The organism is Flavobacterium soyangense, from assembly GCF_015277675.1.
GTDB classification, from domain to species: domain Bacteria; phylum Bacteroidota; class Bacteroidia; order Flavobacteriales; family Flavobacteriaceae; genus Flavobacterium; species Flavobacterium soyangense.
Genome location: NZ_JADHEC010000042.1, coordinates 1 through 24,460 on the forward strand (window position 1 = coordinate 1; position 24,460 = coordinate 24,460).

Sequence of the window (24,460 nt, forward strand, 5' to 3'; positions counted from 1 at the left end):
GGAAGTCGTAGGCAAATCAGCCAGAACAGCACCCGAACAAATCGGGGAAACTTGAATGAAAGTAGCCAAAATCGGATTCACGACAATGGTCATAGTCACAGGAGTTGTAGCACATTGGCCAGCAGTAGGGGTAAAAGTATAAGTGGTTGTGGAAGTATTGTTTATTGCTGGACTCCAAGTTCCTGAAACTCCATTAGTGGAAGTCGTAGGCAATGGAGCTAAAACATCTCCTGAACAAATTGGAGGAACAGCTGGAGTGAAAATAACCAATAATGGATTTACAATAATTTGTACTGTAATGGGTAAAGCACATTGCCCAATATTTGGAGTTGGATTAAAAGTATAATTACCTGTTGATGTATTGCTTACAGTCGAAGGACTCCAAGTTCCAACTATTCCGTTATTTGAAATATTAGGCAAAACAGGAGGGATATCATTTTGACAAATAGATGATGGCACTGTAAATTTAGGAGTTACATTGTTTATTACAAAAACAGTAAATGATAATGGATTTGCACATTGTCCTGAATTAGGAGTAAAAAGATATGTTGCTGTTGTAGTATTGCTCACAACTGACGGATTCCAAGTTCCCGTAATTCCATTAGTAGATGTTTTTGATAAAAGAGGTGCAATACCTCCTTTACAAATTGCGGGTAAAGTGGCATCAAATTCAGGATCTATTTTTGCATTTACAGTTACAGCAGCTGTGCTTTGTATAACTGAAGTAGCATTAAGAAAATCTGTAATGACTAAAGAATATACACCTGCATTAGTTAAGTTTACATTGTTTATAACTGGATTTGCATCTGTTGAAACAAAGCCATTTGGACCAGTCCAGCTATAGGTGTATGGAGCAACACCTCCACTTGGATTTGAAGTTAGAGTTAAAGTATCTCCTTCACATATGGATGTTGAAGATACTGTTGGACTTGTTATTGGAACTAATAAAATTGGAGTTCTTTTATTTATTAATACCGAATTTGTATTAATTTGATAAATAAGGGAATCCTTTTTTAAATTAAATCCATTGTTAATGCTAGCAGATGAATCAAAAGGGAAAAGACTTATAAATATAGCGACTAATAAGTAAAATTTTTTCATTGAATTTTTGGTATTAGTTAATGTTAAAGTGTAAAGGAATAACATAAACAGTTATTTTACAATTATTTGGATTAAAATTGTTCGATAAACAGCACAATTTTATCAAAAATACAATTATTTAGTTAAAAGTTATAATGAATTTGCCAAAATAAAGCCACTTGTCCAAGCGTTTTGAAAGTTAAAGCCTCCTGTGACAGCGTCAATATTTGCTATTTCTCCAGCAAAATAAAGGTTTTTTTGTAGTTTACTTCCCATGGTTTTAAAGTTAATTCCCTTCAAATCAATTCCTCCGGCGGTAACAAATTCTTCTTTGAAGGTGCTTTTTCCGTTAACTTGAAAACTGGAATTAGTCAATTGATTGGCTAAGTTTTGCAGTTGAATTTTTGATAAATCAGCCCATTTTGTTTCTTCTTGAATATTGGAAGCCAAAACCAAACTTTCCCAAAGTCGATTTGGAAAATCAAAAGGAGATTTTTTAGAAACTGCTTTTTTGGCGTGTTCTTGTTTTAAATTTTTGAGAATTTTTTCGACATCATCAGTGTCAACATCATTCAGCCAATTGACGAAAATGGTGAATTGATAATTTTTTTCGAATAAAATTCGGGCGCCCCAAGCTGACAATTTTAAAATAGCCGGTCCACTCATTCCCCAATGAGTAATTAATAAAGGGCCAGTTGAGGTTAGTTTTGTGTCTTTTACTTTTACAGAAACTATGGCTGAAACTCCCGGTAATTCTTTTATTCTTGGGTCTTTAATATTGAAAGTGAATAAGGAAGGGACGGGATTTACGATGGCGTGACCAAAGGTTTGCAGCATTTCCCAAATTTTTGGATTGCTTCCTGTGGCAAGAATTAATTTCTCGGTAATATAATTTTCGTTTTGAGTTTCAATTTTCCAAAAATTGTCTTTTTTGAAAATCGATTGTACACTCTGACCTGTAAAGACTGTAATTCCTAGTTTTTGAGTGGCTTGAAGAAAACAATCGATGATGGTTTGTGAAGAATTTGAAACAGGAAACATACGCCCGTCATCTTCGATTTTGAGTTCCACACCGTGATTGCTGAACCATTCCACTGTATCTCCTGAACAAAATTGATGAAAAGGACCGCGCAATTCTTTCTCGCCGCGCGGATAAAATTTTACTAATTCGTTGGGTTCAAAACAGGCGTGCGTCACGTTGCATCTTCCGCCACCAGAAACTCTGACTTTTGACAACACTTCGCTTCCGCGTTCGAGTATTGCGACTTTAAGCTTCGGACTTTTCTCCACAATATTGATAGCTGTGAAAAATCCGGCTGCACCGCCACCAACAATTATAATATCGAAATTTTGGTTCATATTTTATCTGGGAAATTCGAAATAATTCCGTTTACGTTGAATGATTTTATTTTTTGAATGGCATCTTCCGCATTCACCGTCCAAGGGATTACCTCGAAACCTTTTTCTTGCATCAAAGCTACATTTTCTTTCGACAATAACACATAATCAGGATGGATAGAAAAGGCTTTTATTTTTTTGGCGAAAGCCAATGCTTCTTCAATGGATTCATCGGTTAAAACTCCAATTCGGATTTTTGGATTCAATAAATGAAATTCTTCCAGCATATTCCAATCGAAACTTGAAATAAGAAAATCGTTTATCTCCCATTTTTTATCTAAAATGTAATGATTTATAAGGCTATTTACTGGTTTGGCGGTTCCAATTCCTTTGAGCTCAATGTTGATGAAACAACGTTGGTGTACCAAGTCAAAAACTTCAGTTAGCATAGGAATTTCTTGGAAATTGTCAATTCGAAAGGCTTTCAATTCTTTCAAAGACAAATTATTTACAGCACCTTTTCCATCAGTGGTTCGGTCAACGGTTTCATCATGAATAACGACTAATTCACCATCCGAACTCAAATGCACATCGAGTTCAATACCGTCAGCATTTAAATCAATTGCTTTTTCGAATGAAATTAGGGTGTTTTCTGGTTCATATCCTGAAGCACCACGATGTCCAATTTTCTTCATTTACTGGTTTTTAGATGCAAAAAAAAGGAAAATATTCAAGTTAAGTCTTTTATATGTTTTTTATTTCTTAATAAAAGATACGGCTATTTAAAAAAAGTCGGATATTTACCTAAGATTTTTTAAAAAAGCAACTCTTTAAATTTAAAATTACATTTATGAAAAAGACCATTTTATCATTCTTGTTATCGGGTATGTTGATAAGTTCAAGTTTTGCACAACTGCCAAAATTTGTTACATCAGTAGAAGGTATTAAAGAATATTCTTTGCCTAACGGACTTAAAATTCTTCTGATTCCAGATGCAGCACAATCTAATGTTGTACTAAATATTGTGTATAATGTAGGTTCAAGAAATGAAGGTTATGGAGAAACCGGAATGGCGCATTTATTAGAACATATGTTGTTTAAACGGTCTTCTAAGTTTAGTGAAATAAAAAAAGCAATTGCAGATAAGGGAACTGAGGCAAATGGGACTACTTTTTATGACAGAACTAATTATTATGAAATTCTTCCTGCAACGGATGAAAACCTGACATGGGCTTTAGATATGGAAGCGGACAGGATGATTACTTCAGCTATTTTACAATCAGATCTGGACAAAGAGTTTTCTGTTGTTCGAAATGAGTTTGAAATAGGTGAAAATGACCCCTCGGGGATTCTGCGGGAAAGGATATTTTCTTCAGCCTATCTTTGGCACAATTACGGAAATTCAACCATTGGAAGTAAAGAAGATATCGAAAGAGTAAAAGCAAGCTCACTTAAAAATTTCTACAAAAAATATTATCAACCCGATAATGCAACATTAATTGTTGGTGGGAAATTTGATGAAAAGAAAACTTTGGATTTGATTGCAAAATATTTTGCGATTATTCCAAAATCAAGACAAATTATTGAACCAACATATACAGTTGAACCAGTACAAGACGGGGAACGATTTATAGAATTAAAAAGAAATGGTGATTTGCAGTATGTGGCAATGGCATACCACACGCCCAGTTTTTCGGACAAAGAAAATGCCGCAAACACCGCTTTGATTTCAATTTTAACTAACAACCCTTCAGGCGCTTTGTACAAAGCATTGATAGAAACGAAATTTGCAGCTAATGTTTATGGGTTTAGCATTACTCTAAAAGACCCAGGATTAAGTTATTTTGCGTGTGAAATTCCAAAAGATAAAGAGCTGAAAATAGCGCAAGATGCTTTTCTCCAAACGATGAATGAGGTGCCAAAAATGACTTTTACCGAAGATGATTTGAAAAGAGCAAAAAACGAATTATTAAAACAATTTGGAAACACCTACAATAAAACAATTGATCTATCCATTGCATTGACAGAAAATATTGGTGCAGGCGACTGGCGTTTATTCTTTATTGATAGAGATAATATTGAAAAATTGACAGTTGCAGATATTCAAAATGTTGCCAAAAAATATTATTTGCAAAGCAATAGAACTTGGGGGAGGTTTGTGCCTGAAAACAATGCAGAACGAGTAAAAGTAAGCGAAACTCCTGATATTGCAGTTTTGACAAATGGATATAAAGGCAAAACTTTAGAAGCAAATGCAGCCACTTTTGAAACTTCGGTTGTCAATATTTTAAAAACAACTGAAATGGGTAAATTAGCTTCGGGAGGGCAATATGCATTACTGGAGAAACCATCAAAAGGAGACAAAATCGAAGCCAGATTTTTATTGCGAATGGGCGATGAAAAATCACTGGAAGGCAAGAGTTTAATTGCAGATTTAACTGCCCAAATGTTAAAATTAGGCACGAAAACCAGAAGTAAAAAAGATATAAACGATCAATTAGATCAATATAAAACCAGTATAAATGTCAAAGGAAATGTTGATGGATTGTATGTCGGTGTAAACACGGATAAAAATAATTTAGACAATGCTTTGGCAATTCTTAAAGATATTTTGAGAAACCCAATTTTTGACGCATCCGAATTTGAAAAATTGAAATTGGAAACCAAAAGTCGATTGGAAGCCAATAAAAGTGAGCCTCAGGCATTAGCCAGTGAAGCAATCGAAAAGGAAACAGCTTTATATCCAAAATCACATCCCTACTATTCGCAGACTTCCGATGAAAAATTAGCTGAATTAAGTACAATTACTTTGGATAATTTAAAAAGATATTACAATGATTTTTACAATGGCAGCAGCAGTAAAATTGCCTTTGTGGGCGGATTAGATAAGAAAAGTATAAAAACTTTTTTGTCCGAAACATTAGATAATTGGAATGCTAAATTTGCTTATACTAGGATTCCGACTCAATATTTTGAAGTTAATGCTTACAATAATACTATTCAGGTTAATGACAAAACCAACGCTATTGTTTTAGGAAAAATCAACCTCAAAATTGGCTTGAACGAACCGGATTATCCTGCAGTCGAAATTGCAAACGAATTGCTTGGAGGGGGGTTTCTTTCTTCCAGAATACCACATAGGTTACGCGAAACTGAAGGAATGAGTTATGGTGCAGGTTCTTTTATTTCAGGAAGTGGTATTGACAAAACTGGGGATTGGGGAGTTTATGCTTTTTTTAATCCTTCCTTTAAAAAGAAACTAGACAAAGCTTTGAAAGAAGAAATTCAAAAAGCGTTGGATAAAGGATTTACGAAAGAAGAATTTGATGCTGCCGTGAAATCTTGGTTACAACAACGTCAGGCAACCCTTGGAAAAGATGAGTTTCTGGCCCGACAACTTAGAGAATATTTAGATCAGAATAAGTCATTTAAAGAATACTCTGATTATGAAAATAAAGTAAAAGCTTTAGATGTAAATAAGGTAAATGCAGCTATGAAAAAGTATTTTGATTTGCAAAAATTCATCTTGATTTACGCTGGTGATTTTAGTAGTATCCCATAAAGTGTGTAATATGTTATCTTAATTCCAATATCAAAACCGATTTTGCATCCATAAAAATTTCGTTTGTAACATCAATTATTTTTTCTGTTATGACGTCTTTTCCGGTTTTATAATTCCCGATGTTTTCTGCAAAACGATTTGTTTTTAACGTTTTGGTATCGCTGCTATTGTTGAATAAAACCATCACGCTTTGCTCCGCCAGTTCACTAACGCTCGGGTCAGTAGCATTGTATCTGAAATAGACATAAGTATTGTCTTCGGGAATGTAATGTGTCATTTTTCCAAAATGGAGCACCGATTTGTTTTTTCTCCAATTGAAGAGCTTCGAAGTAAAATCGAAATATTCATTTTGTCCCTGTGTTCTAGCTTCTTTGGTAAAGGCATTAATAGCATCACCTTCCCAGCCTCCCGGAAAATCTTGACGAATTGCGGCATCTCCTCCATTGTCTTTGTTTCCTGCCATCCCAACTTCGGAACCATAATACAATTGTGGAATTCCACGCACAGTGGCCAATAAACTCATTGTCATTTTGTACTTTCCAATGTCATTTTTGTAAACGTGATTGATGCGTTGCGTGTCATGATTTTCGGCAAAAATCAATAAATTATTTACATTTGGAAACAGAAAATCATTGGCAAAATTATTGTAAATTCTTATCATTCCGGTTTCCCAATTGCCATCTTCGTTGAATATGGTCAAAAGAGCATCCGATAAAATAAAATCCATTAGGCTGGGCAGATAAGAATTAAAATTTTGAATTTTACCTATGGGACTGTCTTTTTGCCAATAGGAAAGTTGGGCATGATCCCGCATTGAAATTTCTCCTACTATATTAAAATTTGGATACTCATCAGTGATGGCTTTGGTCCATTTTGCAATAGCTTCAGGGTCGGCATAATTGTAAGTGTCCACTCTTAAACCATCTAAATTAGCGTATTCAATCCACCAAATCGCATTTTGAGTAAGATAGTTTAAAACCAAAGAATTCGCTTGATTCAAATCAGGCATCGATGGAGCAAACCAGCCGTCCATACAGATTTTGGTATCGATTTTCGATGCATTTGTGTCGTGAATTACTGTTCTTCTATGATTAGTTTGAGTAAAATTTTCAAATAGATGAATCCAATCTTGAGTTGGCAAATCTTTCATCATCCAATGTTGTAAACCCCAGTGATTAGTGACATAATCCATCACTAATTTTAGGTTTTTTTGATGTATTTCCGCAGCTAATCGAGCATAATCTTCGTTGGTTCCATATCGAGGATCAATTTTGTAAACATCGGTTTGGGCATAGGTATGATAGGAATAAACCGCTTCATTGTCTTCGCAAAGTGGTGTAATCCAAAGGGTTGTTGCGCCAAGTTCTTTGATATAATCTAAATGATTAATGATGCCTTGAATGTCGCCACCGTGTCTTCCTTCGGGCAATTCACGATTATATTTTTCGGTGGTTGAAGTATCACTGTCGTTATTCGGATTTCCGTTGGAAAAACGGTCCGGCATCAGTAAATACATCATATCCGATGAGTCGTAACTTAGTCTTTGCGCCGAGTTTTCTCTTCTCTGTTTTAGAGAATAGTTTTGTGTAAATGCTTTTTTATTGCTGTCTTTGAAAGTAAAAATACATTCTGTGGCCTTAACATTTTTTGTGTCAATGGTAACAAAAAGATAATTGGGATTTTCGGTTCTTTTTACGTTTGTAATTTTAATTGAATTGGAAACGGTAACCAGAAATTGTGCAATGTTTTTTCCGTAAAACATAATTTGCAATTTGGGATTGTACATTCCTGCGTACCAAAATGGAGGTTCTATTCTTTCGATTTGTGCAAACATTGTTGATCATATTAGAAACTATAAAAATAGTTTTTTCATTTTGATTATTTTTAATTTTTTAAATCATTAAATATTAAGGTTCATTAAGTTTTATTAAGTTTTTAATCTTAAAAAAATGCCGCTTTAAAAAATACTTTTGGATAATTGCAAATAGCATGCTTGGAAATCAATTAGCCCATACTCAAACCCATTATTGCTGTGTTATTTGCATCTATATAAGATTCTAATTCTTTACAATGAACTTTTAATTAGTTATCCGAATTAATATCGCTAAGAATGAAATTGTAACCTGATTTATGTGCTTCATTAAAAATATAATCTTGATTTTATTTAGTTAAATTTTCAAGTGGTTTCTTCGAAAATAAATCAGAATGACGAATTGCCGAATTGTTCCAAATGGCAACTACAATTACATTTCAAATTTATTTTCATTTGTCAATTTTGAAATTACTTTACAACCATCAATTCTTGCTTATTCCAAGTAGTTGTAGCATCAAAAAGCATTTGACCGTCGTGCATTTATAAAACACCGTATTTTTTTTAGAATAATTTGTTGGTAACCAAACATCAACTGTTCTTGGTGTAATTCGTTTTGTTGGGTAACTAACTATCAGTTCTATAAATCATTCCATCAAATTTTCCTGAATCAATAAGTTGATGCAATCCTATTTTTTTTGAGCAAAAAAACAAAAGTTATAAAGAAAAATGGAATGAAAAACTTTGTGATATTTATTGCAATTCTAAAATTAAAGCTGACTTTCCGTCTATTTCAATTTCATCTTTTAAATCATATGATTTATCCGTTATAACATCTTTACCGGATTTGAAATTTTGAATATTTTCGTTGAAACGTTTCGTTTTAATGGTTTGCTTTTCAGGATTATTATTGATAACAACCATCACTGTTTGTTGTTCGTTGTATCTAAAATATACATAAACATTATTTTCTGGAATATAATGGGTAGTTTTTCCGGAATGAATCACTGCTGCCGATTTTCTCCAAGTGAATAATTTAGAAGAAAAATCAAAGAATTTTTGTTGTTCTGGCGTTCTGCCTTGTTTTGTAAAAGCATTGTTGGAATCGCCATCCCAACCACCGGGAAAATCTTTTCTAATATCGGCATCACCTTTTCCTTTGTCTCCATTCATTCCAATTTCGGAACCATAATACAATTGTGGAATTCCACGAATTGTTGCAATTAGCGTCATCGCCATTTGGTATTTTTTGAAATCGTTTTTATAAATTTCGTTAAAACGACCTGTGTCATGATTTTCTACAAACACTAATAAATTATTCGGATTGGGATACAAAAAATCGTTTACAAAATTGTCATAAACCTGAATCATTCCCTTGTCCCAAGATTGATTATTTTCGTTAAAAACATTACCAATAGCATCATGTAAAGTAAAATCCATTACACTTGGTAAATACGAATTATAACTTTCAATCGCACCAATTTTACTGTCTTTTTGCCAATATGACATTTGGGCTTGGTTGTGCATCCAAACTTCACCTACAATATTAAAATGCGGATATTCGTCTGTGATTGCTTTTGTCCATTTAGAAATCCCTTCTTTGTCATTATAGGAATACGTATCCACTCGAAAACCATCTAAATCAGCATATTCAATCCACCAAATGGCATTTTGAGTCAAATAATTTAACACTAAAGGATTCGATTGATTCAAGTCGGGCATCGAAGGTACAAACCATCCATCCATGCAATTTTTAGCATCAATCTTTGAAGCATTTTTATCAAATTGCGTAGTCATTTTGTAGTTCGATTGCGAATAACCCGGAAATTGATGAATCCAATCATAGGTTGGTAAATCGTTGTACATCCAATGTTTCCAACCCCAATGATTGGTTACGTAATCCATGATATTTTTCATGCCACGCTTATGCAATTCGGCGCTTAATCGTACATAATCTTCATTTGTTCCGTAACGTGAATCCATTTTATAAACGTCCGATTGACCATAACCGTGATAGGAATACGTTTCATCGTTATCTTCACAAAGTGGTGTCGGCCAAAGTGCTGTTGCACCCAATTCTTTGATGTAATCTAAGTTTTTTATAATTCCTTCGATATCACCACCATGTCTTCCGCCCGGATTTGTTCTATTTCCTTTTTCATTGGTGTTGTTTGTGCTGTCGTTGTTTGGGTTTCCATTGGCAAAACGATCTGGCATGATGAGGTAAATTACATCCGATGAATCGTAGCTTTTACGATTTTTAGAATTATCTCTTCTTGCTTTTAAGGAATAGTTTTGTGTAAACGATTTTTTGCCGTTTTTAAATGTAAAAACAAAATTTTGTGTAGCTACATTTTTAGTGTCGATGGTTACAAAAACATAATTTGGATTCTCCGTTTTTTTGATGTTTTTGATTACTATTCCGTTTGAAACTGAAACGTCATTTTGAGCAATATTTTTGCCGTAGAACATAATTTGAACTTCCGAAAGATTCATGCCACTCCACCAAAATGGAGGTTCAACTCTTTGAATTTGTGCGTTTGAAACAAAAGTAAATAAGAGTAAAAGGGATAAAATGTATTTTTTCATTTTCTTGAATTTATAAAAAAAGTCAGCATACTATTGTATGCTGACTTTTAAAATTTATTTGCTTTCAACAATACTAATTGCATAACCACCACCAGCGGCAGAAGTCATAGAAAGTTTTGTTTTATTCGTTACTTTTTGCTTCGTAATTTTATAAGCTTGTGGGTTTGTTTTATAATCGGCATCTTTTGCATCTGCATAAATAGTAGCTTCGTATTTTTTTCCTTTTTCAAGAAAATCTAAACTTATTGTTGAAGTTCTAGGTTTAACCCCATTATTATTTCCAACAAACCAATTGTTAGAATTTTTATCTTTTCTGGCAATGGTAAGATAATATCCTGGTTCTGCTTCAAGATATTTAGATTCTGTCCATGCTACAGGGACATCTTTAATAAATTGAAACGCATCTAAGAAACGATTGTAATTTTCTGGTAAATCGGCAGCCATTTGTAGCGGACTGTACATTACAACATACAATCCCAGCTGGTTTGCCAAAGTGGTATTTACATGCGAGTTATTAGATGGATTTAATTTTGAAATATCCATTTCAAAAATTCCTGGCGTGTAATCCATTGGCCCACCCATTAATCTTGTAAAAGGTAAAATAGTGGTGTGATTTGGTTTAGAACCGCCAAAAGCTTGAAATTCTGTTCCTCGTGCGGATTCGTTACCAATCATATTCGGATACGTTCTACAGATTCCTGTTGGACGAACTGCTTCGTGTGCATTCAACATTATTTTATATTCCGCTGCTTTTTCAATGCAAAATTGGTAATGATTGACTATGGATTGCGAATAATGATGTTCTCCTAATGGTAAAATGTTACCTACATAACCTGTTTTTACAGCATCATAACCGTGAGCGTTCATGAATTGAAATGCTTTGTCAATGTGTCTTTCATAATTCCCAGTCGATCCCGAAGTTTCATGGTGCATAATCATTTTTATACCTTTAGACTTGGCATAATTTTCAATTCCAACGACATCAAAATCTGGATAAGGCGTTACGAAATCGAAAACATAATCTTTTTCATGGCCAAACCAGTCTTCCCAACCCACATTCCAACCTTCTACTAAAACACCATCAAAACCGTTTTTAGCAGCGAAGTCAATGTATTCTTTTACATTTGCCGTAGTCGCACCATGGGTTCCATTTGGTTTTGCCTTAGAATAATCGGTCACGCCTAATTGAATGGATGGAAAATCATTAGTATACGACCAAGAGCTTTTTCCTGTAATCATTTCCCACCATACACCAACATATTTTACCGGTTTAATCCAAGAAGTATCTTCAATTTTACAAGGATCGTTTAAGTTTAAGGTCATTCTTGAAGCCAAAACATCACGGGCATCATAACTTGCAATAATAGTTCTCCAGGGAGAAACACTTGGTGCTTGAATATGTCCTTTGTTTCCTTGTGCATCTGGCGTTAATTGTGATTGAAAAACAAAAGTCTTATCATCTAAATTAAGACTCATGCAAGAATAATTTATCAAAGCTGCTTCGTGAATATTGATATACAATCCATCATTTGCTTTCATCATCAATGACGTTTGAACACCTGTGTCTGAAAATTGCTTTTGTGATGCATTTGAACTTACGGCACTTTTAAAAAGTTTTCTGATTTCTGATAATTTACTTTCAGTATAATCGTATTCTTGAGTGTCATAATCTCCGGGAATCCAAAAAGCAGTGTGATCACCAGTCATTGCAAACTCAGTTCTTTCTTCTTTGATGACGAAATAAATAAGGTTTTTTTGTTCAGGAAATTCGTAACGAAAACCTAATCCTTCATCAAATAATCTAAAACGGATTATAATTTTTCTATTGGTTTCTTTTTGGTTAATGGTTACTGCAAGTTCATTATAATGATTTCTAATGGCAGTTTCTTCACCCCAAACAGTTTTCCAAGTTTCATCAAAGGTTGATGATTTTGTATCTGATACGGTAAAATTATTCAATAATGAATTTTTATCGTCTTTCAGTTCAAAACCTAATTTACTTGGTTTTATTACCGCTTTGTTTTTATAAGTCAATGCATAAGTTGGTGTTCCATCGTTTAAAAGCGAAAAGGTCATAGTGAAATTTCCGTTTGGAGATTTTAACTCTTGAGCACTTACTAAACCTATTGTTAAAAAGAAAGCGAAGATCGTTAGAATACATTTTTTCATATTATTGCTGGTTTATTTTAAACAGTTATTAAACTGTTTGGTGCTACATTTACTTCTTTTCCGTTTACAAAAACAGTCAGGTTTTTTGTTCCTTCAAGATGGAACTGGGTTTCTTTATGGTTAACAGATACTTTTAAAATCTGGTTTCTGAAATTAATTTTAAAGGAATAACCCGTCCATTCTTTTGGAATTTTAGGCGAAAAATGTAGCGTGTCATCTTTTACACGCATTCCGCCAAAACCTTCTACGATACTCATCCAAGTTCCCGCCATCGAGGTGATATGGCAACCTTCTCCAACTTCCTTGTTGTAATCATCTAAGTCCAAACGGGAGGTTCTTAAATAGAAAGCATATGCCATGTCCATTTTGTCTAATTTTGCCGCTTGAATGGAATGCACACAAGGAGAAAGGGAGCTTTCGTGAACGGTAAAGGCTTCGTAGAATTCGAAATTGCGTTGTAGTTCTTCTTTAGAAAAATGTTCTTCGAAAAAATAAAAACACTGCAATACATCGGCCTGTTTAATGTAAGGGGAACGCAAAATTCTGTCCCAAGACCACTTCTGGTTGATCGGTCGTTGGCTTTTATCCAAATCTTTTACTAATACCAAATCTTTGTCCAAGAATTCATCTTGTTGCAAATAAATTCCCAATTCTTCCGATTTTGCGAAGTACATATTGGTGGAAACTTTTTTCCAATCTTGCAATTCAACATCTGATAATTTCACTTTTTCGATGATGCGTTTGTGATCAGATGGATATTCCAGCGACACTTTCTGAATTTGTTCATAAGCATAATCGATGCACCATTTGGCGATATAGTTGGTATAGAAATTATTGTTTACGTTGTTCTCATATTCGTTTGGTCCGGTAACTCCTAAGATTACATATTGGTTTTTATCTTTCGAAAAATTAGCTCTTTGATGCCAAAAACGGGCAATCCCAATCAGAACTTCTAATCCTTTTTCTGGAATATAAGAATAATCGCCAGTGAAACGATGGTAATTGAAAATCGCAAAAGCAATCGCCCCATTTCTGTGGATTTCCTCGTGGGTAATTTCCCATTCGTTATGACATTCTTCGCCATTCATGGTTACCATTGGGTATAAAGCGGCTCCGTTTTTAAAACCCAGGTTTTTCTCTGCGTTTTCAATGGCTTTGTCCAATTGATTGTAACGATATGTCAATAAATTCCTTGCCACTTGCTGGTCTTTTGTCGCCATATAAAATGGAATACAATAAGCTTCGGTGTCCCAATAAGTGGAGCCTCCGTATTTTTCGCCGGTGAAACCTTTTGGGCCAATATTCAAACGGGAATCTTTACCGGAATATGTTTGATTTAATTGAAAGATATTGAAACGGATTCCTTGTTGCGCTTTCACATCGCCATCGATTGTGATATCTGACATTTCCCAAATTTTTGACCAAGTTTCGATTTGCTCGGCTAATAATAAGTCATATCCTTTTGCCAAAGCTTCTTTTATTACTTTTTCGGCACCAGAAAGTGTGTTTTCGTGATTCAAGGAAACGGTATAACCACCTATTTTTTGGATGGATGATTTTTCGCCTTTAGCTATGGAAACTGAATAAATGAATTGAACTTTTTCCTTGGTTGCCGAAACAATTTCAGGAGAAAGGTTTAGTTTTTTGCCGTTTTCCAAGATGCTGTTTTGCATAAAAGTCGTTACCTTGAAATGCGTTTTGAAGGTTTGAGCCGTAACAAAAGCTTCGTTTTCGTGGTCTTTTGTTTCTAATGGTTCCCAGAATTTTTCTTCCCAGTTTGCATCTTCATTGGTTACGCCAGCATCAATGTAGGGTTTGTATATTATTTTCGCTTCTTTGTTTAAAGGGGTAATTTCGTAATTGATAACGCCAACTTCGTCCAAATCCATACACAAGAAACGACGAATATTTACCTTAATTTCAGTTCCGTTTTGCAAAGTCGCCTCGAAAGAGCGGTTGTACCAACCTTCTTTCATATTCAATTCGCGACGAAAGTTTTTTACTTTGGCGCAAGCATTTAAATCAAGATTTTCTCCGTTGATTTCAATATCAATTCCTATCCAGTTTGGTGCATTTAAGACTTTGGCAAAATATTTTGGATAACCATTTTTCCACCAGCCCACTCTCGTTTTATCCGGATAATAAATACCGGCGATATAACTTCCTTGAAAAGTTTCTCCTGTGTAGTTTTCTTCAAAATTGGCGCGTTGCCCCATCGCACCGTTCCCGATGCTGAAAATACTTTCGGACGATTTTACACTTTCTACATCAAATCCTTCTTCAATGATAGACCAATTGTCTGGTTTTATATAATCTTGATTCATTTTTTTCTCCTGTTATTTTTTAATCAATTCGTCGATAAAGTTTTTATCAATATGAGTAAAATCTTTAAATATGTATTTTGCTTCGTTTAAAGTTGATTCTTCGCCAATTCCCACACTTGTCATTCCTCCGATATTTGCGGCTTGAACTCCCGCTACTGAATCTTCGAAAACAATCGAATCCTCTGGTGTTGTGCCCAATAATTTTGCTGCAATCAGGAAAACTTCAGGATCAGGTTTTGCATTCGAAACATCATTACCGTCTACAATAGCGTTAAAATAGTCTAAAGTTCCCGTTTTTTCGAGAATAGGTCTGGCGTTTTTACTTGCCGAGCCCAATGCTATTAATTGATTTTGTTCTTTCAGATATTTTAAAATCGGCAAAACTCCTGGCAAGATTTCACTATCGTCCATGTCAACTAAATAGGACAAGTAACTTTCATTTTTCTCAAAAAGCCATTTGTTTTTGTCTTCTTGCGAAGCTTCCACTTTTCCTAATTCTAAAATGATATCAAGTGAGCGCACTCGGCTTACTCCTTTTAATAATTCGTTATGTTCGAGTGTAAATTCGATTCCTAATTCATTGGCAATTTTAAGCCAAGCTAGATAATGGTATTTCGCCGTGTCAACAATGACGCCATCAAGGTCGAATATAAATGCTTTTGTATTCATTAATTATTTTTAAATTATTTAGCTGTTGAAATGCTTTCTTTCACAAAAAACACTGCCAATCCGGCGATCAACATTGAAACTCCTGCGATTACAATAATTGCCATTGGGAAACCTCCAAATAAAGCAATAATTGTACTTCCTAATAATCCTGCCGCAATTTGCGGAATGGTAATGGTTGCGTTAAACAATCCCATATAAACTCCCATTTTGTCTGCCGGTAATGATCCGGATAACATAGCGTATGGCATTGCTAAAATGGCTGCCCAAGCTAATCCTACTCCCGAAATCGAAAGCAATAAAATAGATTTGTCGTGAACAAAATACATAGAAGCCAAACCAATTCCTCCCATTACAAGAGAAAAACTATAAGTTTTTTTTCTGCCAATTGATTTTGCAATTGATGGAATCAACAAAGAGAATAAAGCCGCAATTCCACTATAAAAGGCAAACATTACGCCTGTCCAGTCTCCGGCTTCGTTGAAACCAATGGATTTTGGGTCTAAAGCTTCTGCTCCCCAAACTTGGTTTGCAATGGCTCTGGTGGTGTAAACCCACATTAAAAATAAAGCAAACCAAGAAAAGAATTGTACAATTCCCAATTGCCAAAAGATTTTTGGAGCGTTTGCGATTAACTTGAAAATGCTTGTTTTTTCGGTTACAGTTTTAGATTCTAAATCAATGTCATTGTATTGGGCATGTTCTTTTGGAGCATATTCTTTGGTTCTAAAAGCTGTCCAAAGTACAGTTATCAATAAGATGGCTCCTCCTATATAGAATGACCATATTACGGAAGCCGCCACTTTTTCGCCGGCTGCGGGCACATTTGCAACACCTGCTTTAGCAAGAATCCAGGGCAATAAGGAACCAAACACTGCTCCAAAATTGATTAAAGCACTTTGCAAAGAATAGCCAAGGTTTTTCTGCTCGTCATTGACCATATCGCCAACAAGGGCTCTAAAGGGTTGCATAGTTACATTAAATGAAGTATCCATTAAAAGAAGCATCACGGCACCAAAAATTAATGGTGGTAACAGATAGGTAAAGTATTCTGCATTTGGCATAAAAAACATCGCCAAAGCAGAAACAATTGCTCCAAAAAAGATAAATGGAATTCTGCGTCCAAGACGTGTCCAGGTTTTATCGCTTGATAGACCAATGATAGGTTGTACAATTAAACCTGCAAGAGGTGCTGCCAACCAAAAATAACCAATGCTGTGAACATCGGCGCCAAGAGCCTCCAATATTCTGCTGGTATTACCATTTTGTAGTGAATATCCAATCTGTACCCCCAGGAATCCAAAGCTTAGATTCCAGATTTGCCAAAAACTTAATTTGGGTTTTTTCATTATCGTATTTTGTTTTAAACGTACGATAAGCGCCTTGCTTATCAAAACTTAACTCATTTTTCGAAGTAAAAGTAAAAGTTTTGAATTGTGTAAATATATAAAAGAATTTATAACTTAATATTTTAGATTACAGAATAAATGGACATACCCACAACTACAACGTAATAGTGTGAATAAATAAATCATTTTGTAGCTAATTTGTCGATTCTCTTTCTATCAAACGGGTTTCAATTACTACGGTTTTATATACTTCTACTTCCTCTTCTTCTAATTCTTCTTCCTCAGATTCTAATCTATCGATAAGAATTTTTGCGGCGACCTTGCCCATTTCCATTCCTCTTTGACTTATGGTAGTAATTGTTGGAGTTGAATATTTAGAAATAATCCCATCAGTAAAAGCGATAACTCCTAGATCTTCGGGAACTTTTAACCCCATTTTATTTGCAGTTTTAATGATGGTTACGGCAAATAGTTCGTTTACGGCAAAAACAGCATCTATAGCTCTGTCTTCGAGCAATTTATCTATTTTCATTCCGAAATTGTCTATGTTTTCTATTTTAATAATTAGTTTTTCATCGAATGGAATGTTATTGTCTAATAATGCTTTAGTATATCCGTCAGTTCTTAGTTTTCCTACGCTTACATAGTCGACTGTTGTTACCAAGGCAATTTTTTTTCTTCCCTTATCAATCAAACTTTGTACGGCTTCATAAGAGGCTAATTCATCATTATTGATTACTTTGTCGCATTGAATATCATTAGTAACCCGGTCGAACATAACTACAGGCATTCCTTGATTGATGACTTCACTAATATGATGAAAATCTTTTTTCTGTTGAGTTTCCTTAGAAAGAGACATAATAAATCCGTCGATGCTTCCATTGGCCAGCAACTCCATATTTAACACCTCTTTGTCAAAGGAATCATCCGATAAACAAATTATTACACTGTATCCGTTTTCATTAGCTACATGCTCTATTCCATTAATTACAGTAGAGAAGAAATAATGCACGATTTCGGGAATAATAACCCCTATGGTTTTTGTCTTTCTGTTTTTTAAACTAAGGGCAATATTGTTAGGTTTGTAATGATAAAACTTGGCAAAAGCCTGCACTTTTAATCTGGTTTCTTCACCTATTTCTAAACTGTTTCTCAGGGATTTAGAAACGGTAGAAATAGACACATCCAGTTCCCTGGCAATTTGTTTAAGGGTAATCTTCTTTTTCATATTGGGGATTTGATAAAAATCATTTTCGTAATTGAGATAAAATTAAATCCGGGGGGATGTCAAAATCAACCCTAAAAACTTCAACAAAATAAAAAGTTTTCAACACTACCACGTTTTCGTAACTTATTTGATTTTCGTTTCTGTTGGCGGTATTAATATTTATCTAAATTTGACATTCGAAGTAAAGGTAAAAACAAAAACCAAAACAGATTGACAAAAAAACAAAGGCATTTTATACAGGCTTTCGTTTTTATTGCACCTTCACCCCTTTTGGTTTACGGATCCAAAGGTGTCTGGGACTGTGTAAGTGATGAAATATCAGGGTGACGGTTAGTTCCTTTGCGCTGAGGACAGATATGGAAGATGCCGTCTCAAAAAGCCCTGTCCTAAAATTCTGTTTTCCCAATGGTTGTCGATCCCGGCTGTTCAACTAAAAAACGACATCGTTTTATAGGCACCTGATTCAGGCGTTAATTTTCTGATTTGTATTTACATGGCGTGATATCTTATAATCTCCCGTTTTTTATTTCATCTATTATTTCAGGGTTCAATAAAGTGGAGGTGTCTCCAAAATTAGAGTAATCACCTTCGGCTATTTTGCGAAGAATTCGACGCATGATTTTGCCTGAACGTGTTTTTGGCAAGCCGGAAACAAACTGTATTTTATCTAACTTGGCTATGGGGCCAATATGGTCTGAAACGTGTTGGTTTATCTCCTTGATAAGATTTTCCCTGTCACGATTTTCCCCGGATTCTTTCAGGATTACAAATCCATATAAAGCATTTCCCTTGACATCGTGAGGGAAACCTACAATAGCACTTTCGGCAACTGCCGGATGTTCGTTTATCGCATCTTCGATTGGTGCTGTTCCAAGATTATGTCCGGAAACAATTACCACGTCATCTACACGACCAGTGATTCTATAATAACCTACTTCATCACGTAATGCTCCATCTCCGGTGAAATATTTTCCTGGAAAAGCACTGAAATAAGTATCTTTATACCGTTGATGATCGCCCCAAATTGTTCTGGCGATTCCAGGCCAAGGAAATTTAATGCACAAACTTCCGGTAACTTGATTGCCTTCAATTTCATTGCGTTTTTCATCCATCAAAACAGGTTGAATTCCTGGCAATGGCAAGGAAGCATAAGTTGGTTTTGTAGGAGTCACAAACGGAATTGCCGAAATCATAATTCCTCCAGTTTCTGTTTGCCACCAAGTATCCACTAATGGGCATCTTTTTCCGCCAACGTGGTCATTATACCAGTGCCAGGCTTCCTCGTTGATAGGTTCTCCAACTGATCCAATAACTTTTAATGATTTTAACGGATACTTTTGAACGTATTCTAAATTTTCTTTTGCCAAAGCACGAATAGCTGTTGGCGCAGTATAAAATTGAGTTATTTTATGTTTTTCGATTGTTTCCCAAAAACGGCTAAAATCAGGATAAGAAGGAACTCCTTCGAAAATCACAGTTGTTGCGCCATTTAATAAAGGGCCGTATAAAATATAGGAATGCCCGGTAATCCAGCCTATATCAGCGGTACACCAGAAGATATCATTTTCTTCATAATTGAAAACATTCTTAAAGGTATAAGCGGTGTACACCATATATCCGGCCGTTGTATGTACCATTCCTTTTGGTTTTCCGGTTGAACCTGAAGTATAAAGTATGAATAGAGGATCTTCGGCATCCATAATTTCGGCAACACAATTGTCCGAAGCATCATCAACTAAGGGTTGTAACCATAGGTCACGCCCTTCTTTCATAACTATGGGAGTATTGGTTCTTTTAGCAACCAAAACGGTTTTTACGCTAGGACAGCTTTTTAATGCTTCATCAATAATTCCTTTTAAATCTATTGTTTTTTCGCCCCTGAATCCACCATCTGAGGTAATGGCCATTTTACAATCACAATCATTGATTCTTGTAGCTACTGCCGAAGCTGAAAATCCTGCAAAAACAACCGAGTGAATGGCTCCAATCCTAGCACAAGCTAAAATAGAAACGGCCAATTCAGGAATCATAGGTAAATAAATACAAACCCGATCCCCTTTATTGATGCCTTGTTCGCGCAGGACATTTGCCATTTTAGAAACTCTCGTATATAAATCGTTATAGGTTATGTGTTGAGCTTCTTCATTTGGATTATTGGGTTCAAAAATGATGGCTGTTTTCTCACCTCTTTTGGCAAGATGCCGGTCCAGACAATTTTTGACGATGTTTACTTTGGCGTCTTTAAACCATTCAATCTTAGCTTCGGCCATATCAAACTCCATTACTTTTTCGCATTCTTGGTACCAAGTGAAGTTTTCGGAGGCTATTTTATTCCAAAATTTTCTAGGTTCACGAACGGATTTGTTATAATGCTTGAAGTATTGTTCTAAATTTTCGATTTTGTAGTAACTCATAATTATTGGTATATTTATTTTCTTTTTTAAGTATTCATTTCATCTATGAATGAATAATTGACCGCTATTACAAAGCTTTTAGCACAAAAAAGTCATACTTTTTTATAGTGGCAATGCTTTTCTTCCTAGTTTTTCATTGATTACTATTGCGGCACCTTCATAAAAAGCAAAAGGCCCACATAGAATTCCTTCGTAACCCGCAACGGTATGAATGTCTGAATTTCCGGTAAAACTAGCTACGGACAATAGTGCAAATAAAACAACTAGAGAGCCAAAAATAAGTTTACCAATAGTGTTTCCGTTAAGTGTTCCAAAGAAAAAAGCCAATGTAAATAACCCCCATAATCCCAAATAAAAGCCCATTGAAGTTCCGTCAGGTTTAGTTACGCCCATCAAAGGGAGAATCCATATAGCAACGAGGGACAACCAAAAGAAACCATAAGAAGTAAAGGCTGACATCCCAAACCCATTGCCTTTTTTCCATTCCATAATTCCGGCAATAACTTGCTGCGTTCCTCCAATAAATATTCCCATTGCCATAATCATGGAGTTGAGTTCATAAAATCCTGCATTATGAAGGTTTAATAAAATAGTGGTCATTCCAAAACCAAAAAGGCCTAACGGTGCCGGATTTGCTGTCGTGTCTTTGATGATTTGTTCCATAAAAATCGTTAAATTTAAAGTTGTTTTTTATTGGTTATTGAATGTAATTTTCTCTTTTTCTCCAAAAAAACACACAATCTTTTACAATAGTGTTCACAAATATATCAAACCTGTTGGATTTTTCGAATAAAAATTTTCATTTTGAAGCTCAGGCTTGTATTCTGGGTTTTTCCAAAAATGACCGCAGAGACTTTTAAATATGACAATTATCATTTTTTTTAAAATGTATTGCCTATACCTTTGAGAGAAATATTTTTACAATAGAATAATCATAAATAAAATTTATTAATATGGCACAAGTTAAAAAAGCTACAAAATATGTATATTATTTCGGTGGCGGCAAAGCAGACGGTAATGAATCTATGAAAAATTTGTTGGGAGGCAAAGGAGCCAATTTGGCTGAAATGGCGGGACACCCCAATCTTTTATTGCCTGTTCCTCCGGGATATACACTAACTACAGAAGTATGTACCGCTTATTACGATAATAAAAAGAAATACCCAGTTGAACTTCAGGCTCAGACAGAAAATGCTCTGGCTGCGGTAGAACAAGAAATGGGCAAGAAATTTGGTGATGTAAACAATCCTTTATTGCTTTCTGTTCGTTCTGGCGCAAGAAAATCAATGCCGGGAATGATGGATACCGTTTTGAATATTGGATTAAACGAACAAACCATCGAAGGTGTGATCAAACAATCGGGTGATGCCCGTTTTGCTTATGATGCTTACCGTCGTTTGATAATGATGTATGCCGATGTGGTGATGGAAAAAGCAAACGGAATTGAGCCTAAAGACGGAAAAGGAATCCGAAAAGTATTAGACGAAAAACTTGAAAAAGTTAAACACAAACAAGGATATCAAAATGATACAGATTTAACGGTTGAGGAATTAAAAGCGTTGGTAAAAGAATTTAAAGCCACAATTATTAAAGTATTAGGCGCACCATTTCCAGAAGATCCAAACGAACAATTATGGGGAAGTATCGGAGGCGTTTTTAGCAGCTGGATGGGAAAACGAGCCATCGAATACCGTCGTATTGAAAATATTCCACACCAATGGGGAACTGCCGTAAATGTACAAGCCATGGTTTTCGGAAACATGGGAGAATCAAGTGCCACAGGGGTTGCTTTTACAAGAAATCCTGGTAATGGTGAAGATTATTTTTATGGAGAATATTTATTAAATGCTCAAGGAGAAGACGTAGTAGCAGGTATTAGAACTCCGGCTCCAGTAAACAATAAATCTAAAAACGACCAAAGTAAACACTTGCCAACACTTGAAGAAGTAATGCCGGAAGCTTATAAAAAGTTGTTTTCTATTCAAAACAGATTAGAAGAGCATTATAAAGACATGCAGGATATTGAGTTCACCATCGAAAAGGGAACGCTTTATATGTTGCAATGTCGTATCGGAAAACGTAATGGAGTTGCTGCGGTGAAAATTGCAAGCGATATGTATAATTCAAAATTAATTGATGCAAATACTGCTGTTATGCGAGTAGCGCCAAACCAATTAGTGGAATTATTGTTGCCAATGCTAAATCCTGAAATACAAAAAATAACAAAAGCTATTGCAAAAGGATTGCCTGCAGGACCTGGTGGAGCAAAAGGACGCGTAGTTTTCTCGTCTAGCGATGCTGTTGAGTGGGCAAGTAAAGGTGAAAAAGTAATCTTAGTAAGAGAAGAAACTTCTCCCGAAGATGTAGATGGAATGCACAAATCACAAGCCATTCTAACCACCAAAGGAGGAATGACTTCTCACGCCGCATTAGTGGCAAGAGGTTGGGGAAAATGTTGTATCGTAGGTTGTAATGACATTCAAATTAATAGCGAAACCAAATCTTTTAGAGCTAACGATGGTACTTTTATAAAAGAAGGCGATTGGTTAAGTCTTGACGGTACAAAAGGGCTTGTTTACCTTGGGAGTATGGATTTAGTAGATGTGGATTTAGATAAAAATCAATCCTACAAAAACCTAATGAAGTTAGTGGATAAAACAAAAGTGATAGGCGTTCGTACCAATGCCGAAACTCCTGGTGATGCTGAACAAGGAGCAAAATTTGGAGCCGAAGGAATTGGACTTTTCCGTACAGAGCACATGTTTTATGGCGAAGGAAGCGATCAGCCACTTTTCTTATTGCGCAAAATGATTGTGAGTAAAACTGAAAAAGAAAGAAGAACTGCTTTGAATGGTTTATTCGTATATGTGAAGAAAGATATTAAAAGAACATTGGGCGTTATGAGTGGTTTTCCGGTAACAATTCGTTTGCTCGATCCACCATTGCACGAGTTTGTTCCTCATGATAAAGAAAAATTAATTCAGTTAAGCAAAGAATTAGGAATCAGTATGGGTGTGTTGAACAGAAGAGTTCTGGCGCTGCACGAAAATAATCCAATGCTTGGTCATAGAGGAGTTCGTTTAGGAGTTAGTTATCCTGAAATCACCGAAATGCAAATTAGAGCTATCTTTGAAGCATCGGCTGAGTTGATTCAGGAAGGTAAAAAAGCAATGCCTGAAATTATGGTTCCTGTTACTTGTTCTAAAAATGAATTAAAACATCAAAGAGAAATCGTCGATGCAGTGTACAAGGAAACCTGCGAAAAATTAGGGGTTAAAAAAATTCCATATTTGTATGGAACAATGATCGAAATTCCTCGTGCGGCATTGAAAGCAAATAGTATGGCAGAAGAAGCTGATTTCTTCAGTTTTGGAACCAATGACTTAACACAAATGAGTTTTGGTTTCAGCCGTGATGATATTGGTGGATTCCTTCCAAAATATCTTGACCTTGGAATTCTTCCGGATGACCCTTTCCAAACTATTGACCAAGAAGGTGTGGGTGAGTTGATAAAAATTGGAGTAGAGAGAGGCCGTCAGACAAAACCAAATCTAAAAGTAGGTATTTGTGGCGAACACGGTGGAGATCCTGAAAGCGTTGTTTTCTGTCACAAAATTGGGATGAACTATGTAAGTTGTTCTCCTTTCCGTGTGCCAATTGCAAGATTAGCAGCGGCTCAAGCGGCTTTGCAATTTCCTAGGAAATAAGTTTTAAAAACATCTTTTATTTATAATGAAAACGGCATCCTCAATGGGTTGCCGTTTTTTTTGTTTAGAATTAAAAAATGGTTGGTTTACGGGAAACCTCAATTGTAATATAACCCGTTGGGTGTAATTAAACTATTTGTGTTTTAATATTGTTTATTGGTCTTTCAAAAATAAATCTATTGATGAATTGAACCAAAGTTAAAGCTGTTATTTTAGCTAAAATT

The 24,460-nt window shown here is 35.3% G+C and carries 14 protein-coding genes and 1 pseudogene; 2 read left to right on the plus strand and 13 right to left on the minus strand.

Going from position 1 to position 24,460, the window contains the following annotated elements; translation table 11 throughout:
• The 3 genes from IR213_RS14350 to IR213_RS14360 all read right to left on the minus strand — a co-directional run.
• On the minus strand, window positions 1-1,101 hold a 1,101-nt coding region (locus tag IR213_RS14350; RefSeq protein WP_194312994.1), incomplete at its 3' end, for an immunoglobulin domain-containing protein.
• 129 nt (window positions 1,102-1,230) lie between these two features.
• Entirely contained in the window at window positions 1,231-2,439 is a 1,209-nt protein-coding gene (locus tag IR213_RS14355; RefSeq protein ID WP_194312995.1) for a BaiN/RdsA family NAD(P)/FAD-dependent oxidoreductase, read from the minus strand.
• Window positions 2,436-3,113 (minus strand): glycerophosphodiester phosphodiesterase, encoded by a 678-nt coding sequence (locus IR213_RS14360; RefSeq protein WP_194312996.1) that lies wholly within the window; start codon window positions 3,111-3,113, stop codon window positions 2,436-2,438. The genes IR213_RS14355 and IR213_RS14360 overlap by 4 nt, the downstream gene beginning before the upstream one ends.
• 155 nt (window positions 3,114-3,268) lie before the next feature.
• On the opposite strand from IR213_RS14360, the gene IR213_RS14365 reads away from it, so the two are divergent.
• Complete coding sequence (locus IR213_RS14365; protein WP_194312997.1) at window positions 3,269-5,980, plus strand: M16 family metallopeptidase; 2,712 nt, start codon at window positions 3,269-3,271, stop codon at window positions 5,978-5,980.
• Between the two features lie 13 nt (window positions 5,981-5,993).
• On the opposite strand, the gene IR213_RS14370 is transcribed toward IR213_RS14365, so the two are convergent.
• The 9 genes from IR213_RS14370 to IR213_RS14410 all read right to left on the minus strand — a co-directional run bounded on the left by IR213_RS14370 (window position 5,994) and on the right by IR213_RS14410 (window position 21,192).
• A complete protein-coding gene (locus IR213_RS14370; protein ID WP_194312998.1) occupies window positions 5,994-7,814 on the minus strand; it encodes a glycoside hydrolase family 13 protein in 1,821 nt (606 codons plus the stop codon).
• 729 nt (window positions 7,815-8,543) lie between these two features.
• Entirely contained in the window at window positions 8,544-10,379 is a 1,836-nt protein-coding gene (locus tag IR213_RS14375) for a glycoside hydrolase family 13 protein (RefSeq protein WP_194312999.1), read from the minus strand.
• Window positions 10,380-10,433: 54 nt separating this feature from the next.
• Window positions 10,434-12,548, minus strand: a complete 2,115-nt coding sequence (locus tag IR213_RS14380) for a glycoside hydrolase family 97 protein (protein WP_194313000.1) — start codon at window positions 12,546-12,548, stop codon at window positions 10,434-10,436.
• A 17-nt stretch (window positions 12,549-12,565) separates the two neighbouring features.
• Window positions 12,566-14,872: a glycoside hydrolase family 65 protein gene (locus IR213_RS14385; RefSeq protein WP_194313001.1), complete on the minus strand. Its 2,307-nt coding sequence runs from the start codon at window positions 14,870-14,872 to the stop codon at window positions 12,566-12,568.
• 12 nt (window positions 14,873-14,884) lie between these two features.
• Window positions 14,885-15,541, minus strand: a complete 657-nt coding sequence (gene pgmB / locus IR213_RS14390) for a beta-phosphoglucomutase (protein ID WP_194313002.1) — start codon at window positions 15,539-15,541, stop codon at window positions 14,885-14,887.
• Window positions 15,542-15,555: 14 nt separating this feature from the next.
• A complete protein-coding gene (locus IR213_RS14395) occupies window positions 15,556-16,887 on the minus strand; it encodes an MFS transporter (protein WP_194313003.1) in 1,332 nt (443 codons plus the stop codon).
• Between the two features lie 193 nt (window positions 16,888-17,080).
• On the minus strand, window positions 17,081-18,115 hold the full coding sequence (locus tag IR213_RS14400) for a LacI family DNA-binding transcriptional regulator (protein WP_194313004.1): 1,035 nt from the start codon (window positions 18,113-18,115) through the stop codon (window positions 17,081-17,083).
• 506 nt (window positions 18,116-18,621) lie between these two features.
• Window positions 18,622-20,529 (minus strand): acetate--CoA ligase, encoded by a 1,908-nt coding sequence (gene acs, locus IR213_RS14405; RefSeq protein WP_194313005.1) that lies wholly within the window; start codon window positions 20,527-20,529, stop codon window positions 18,622-18,624.
• 102 nt (window positions 20,530-20,631) lie between these two features.
• Window positions 20,632-21,192, minus strand: a complete 561-nt coding sequence (locus IR213_RS14410) for an acetate uptake transporter (RefSeq protein ID WP_194313006.1) — start codon at window positions 21,190-21,192, stop codon at window positions 20,632-20,634.
• Window positions 21,193-21,482: 290 nt separating this feature from the next.
• On the opposite strand from IR213_RS14410, the gene ppdK reads away from it, so the two are divergent.
• Window positions 21,483-24,236 (plus strand): pyruvate, phosphate dikinase, encoded by a 2,754-nt coding sequence (gene ppdK, locus IR213_RS14415; RefSeq protein ID WP_194313007.1) that lies wholly within the window; start codon window positions 21,483-21,485, stop codon window positions 24,234-24,236.
• Between the two features lie 127 nt (window positions 24,237-24,363).
• On the opposite strand, the pseudogene IR213_RS14420 reads toward ppdK, so the two are convergent.
• A pseudogene (locus tag IR213_RS14420) lies at window positions 24,364-24,460 on the minus strand (IS982 family transposase); the annotation flags it as partial.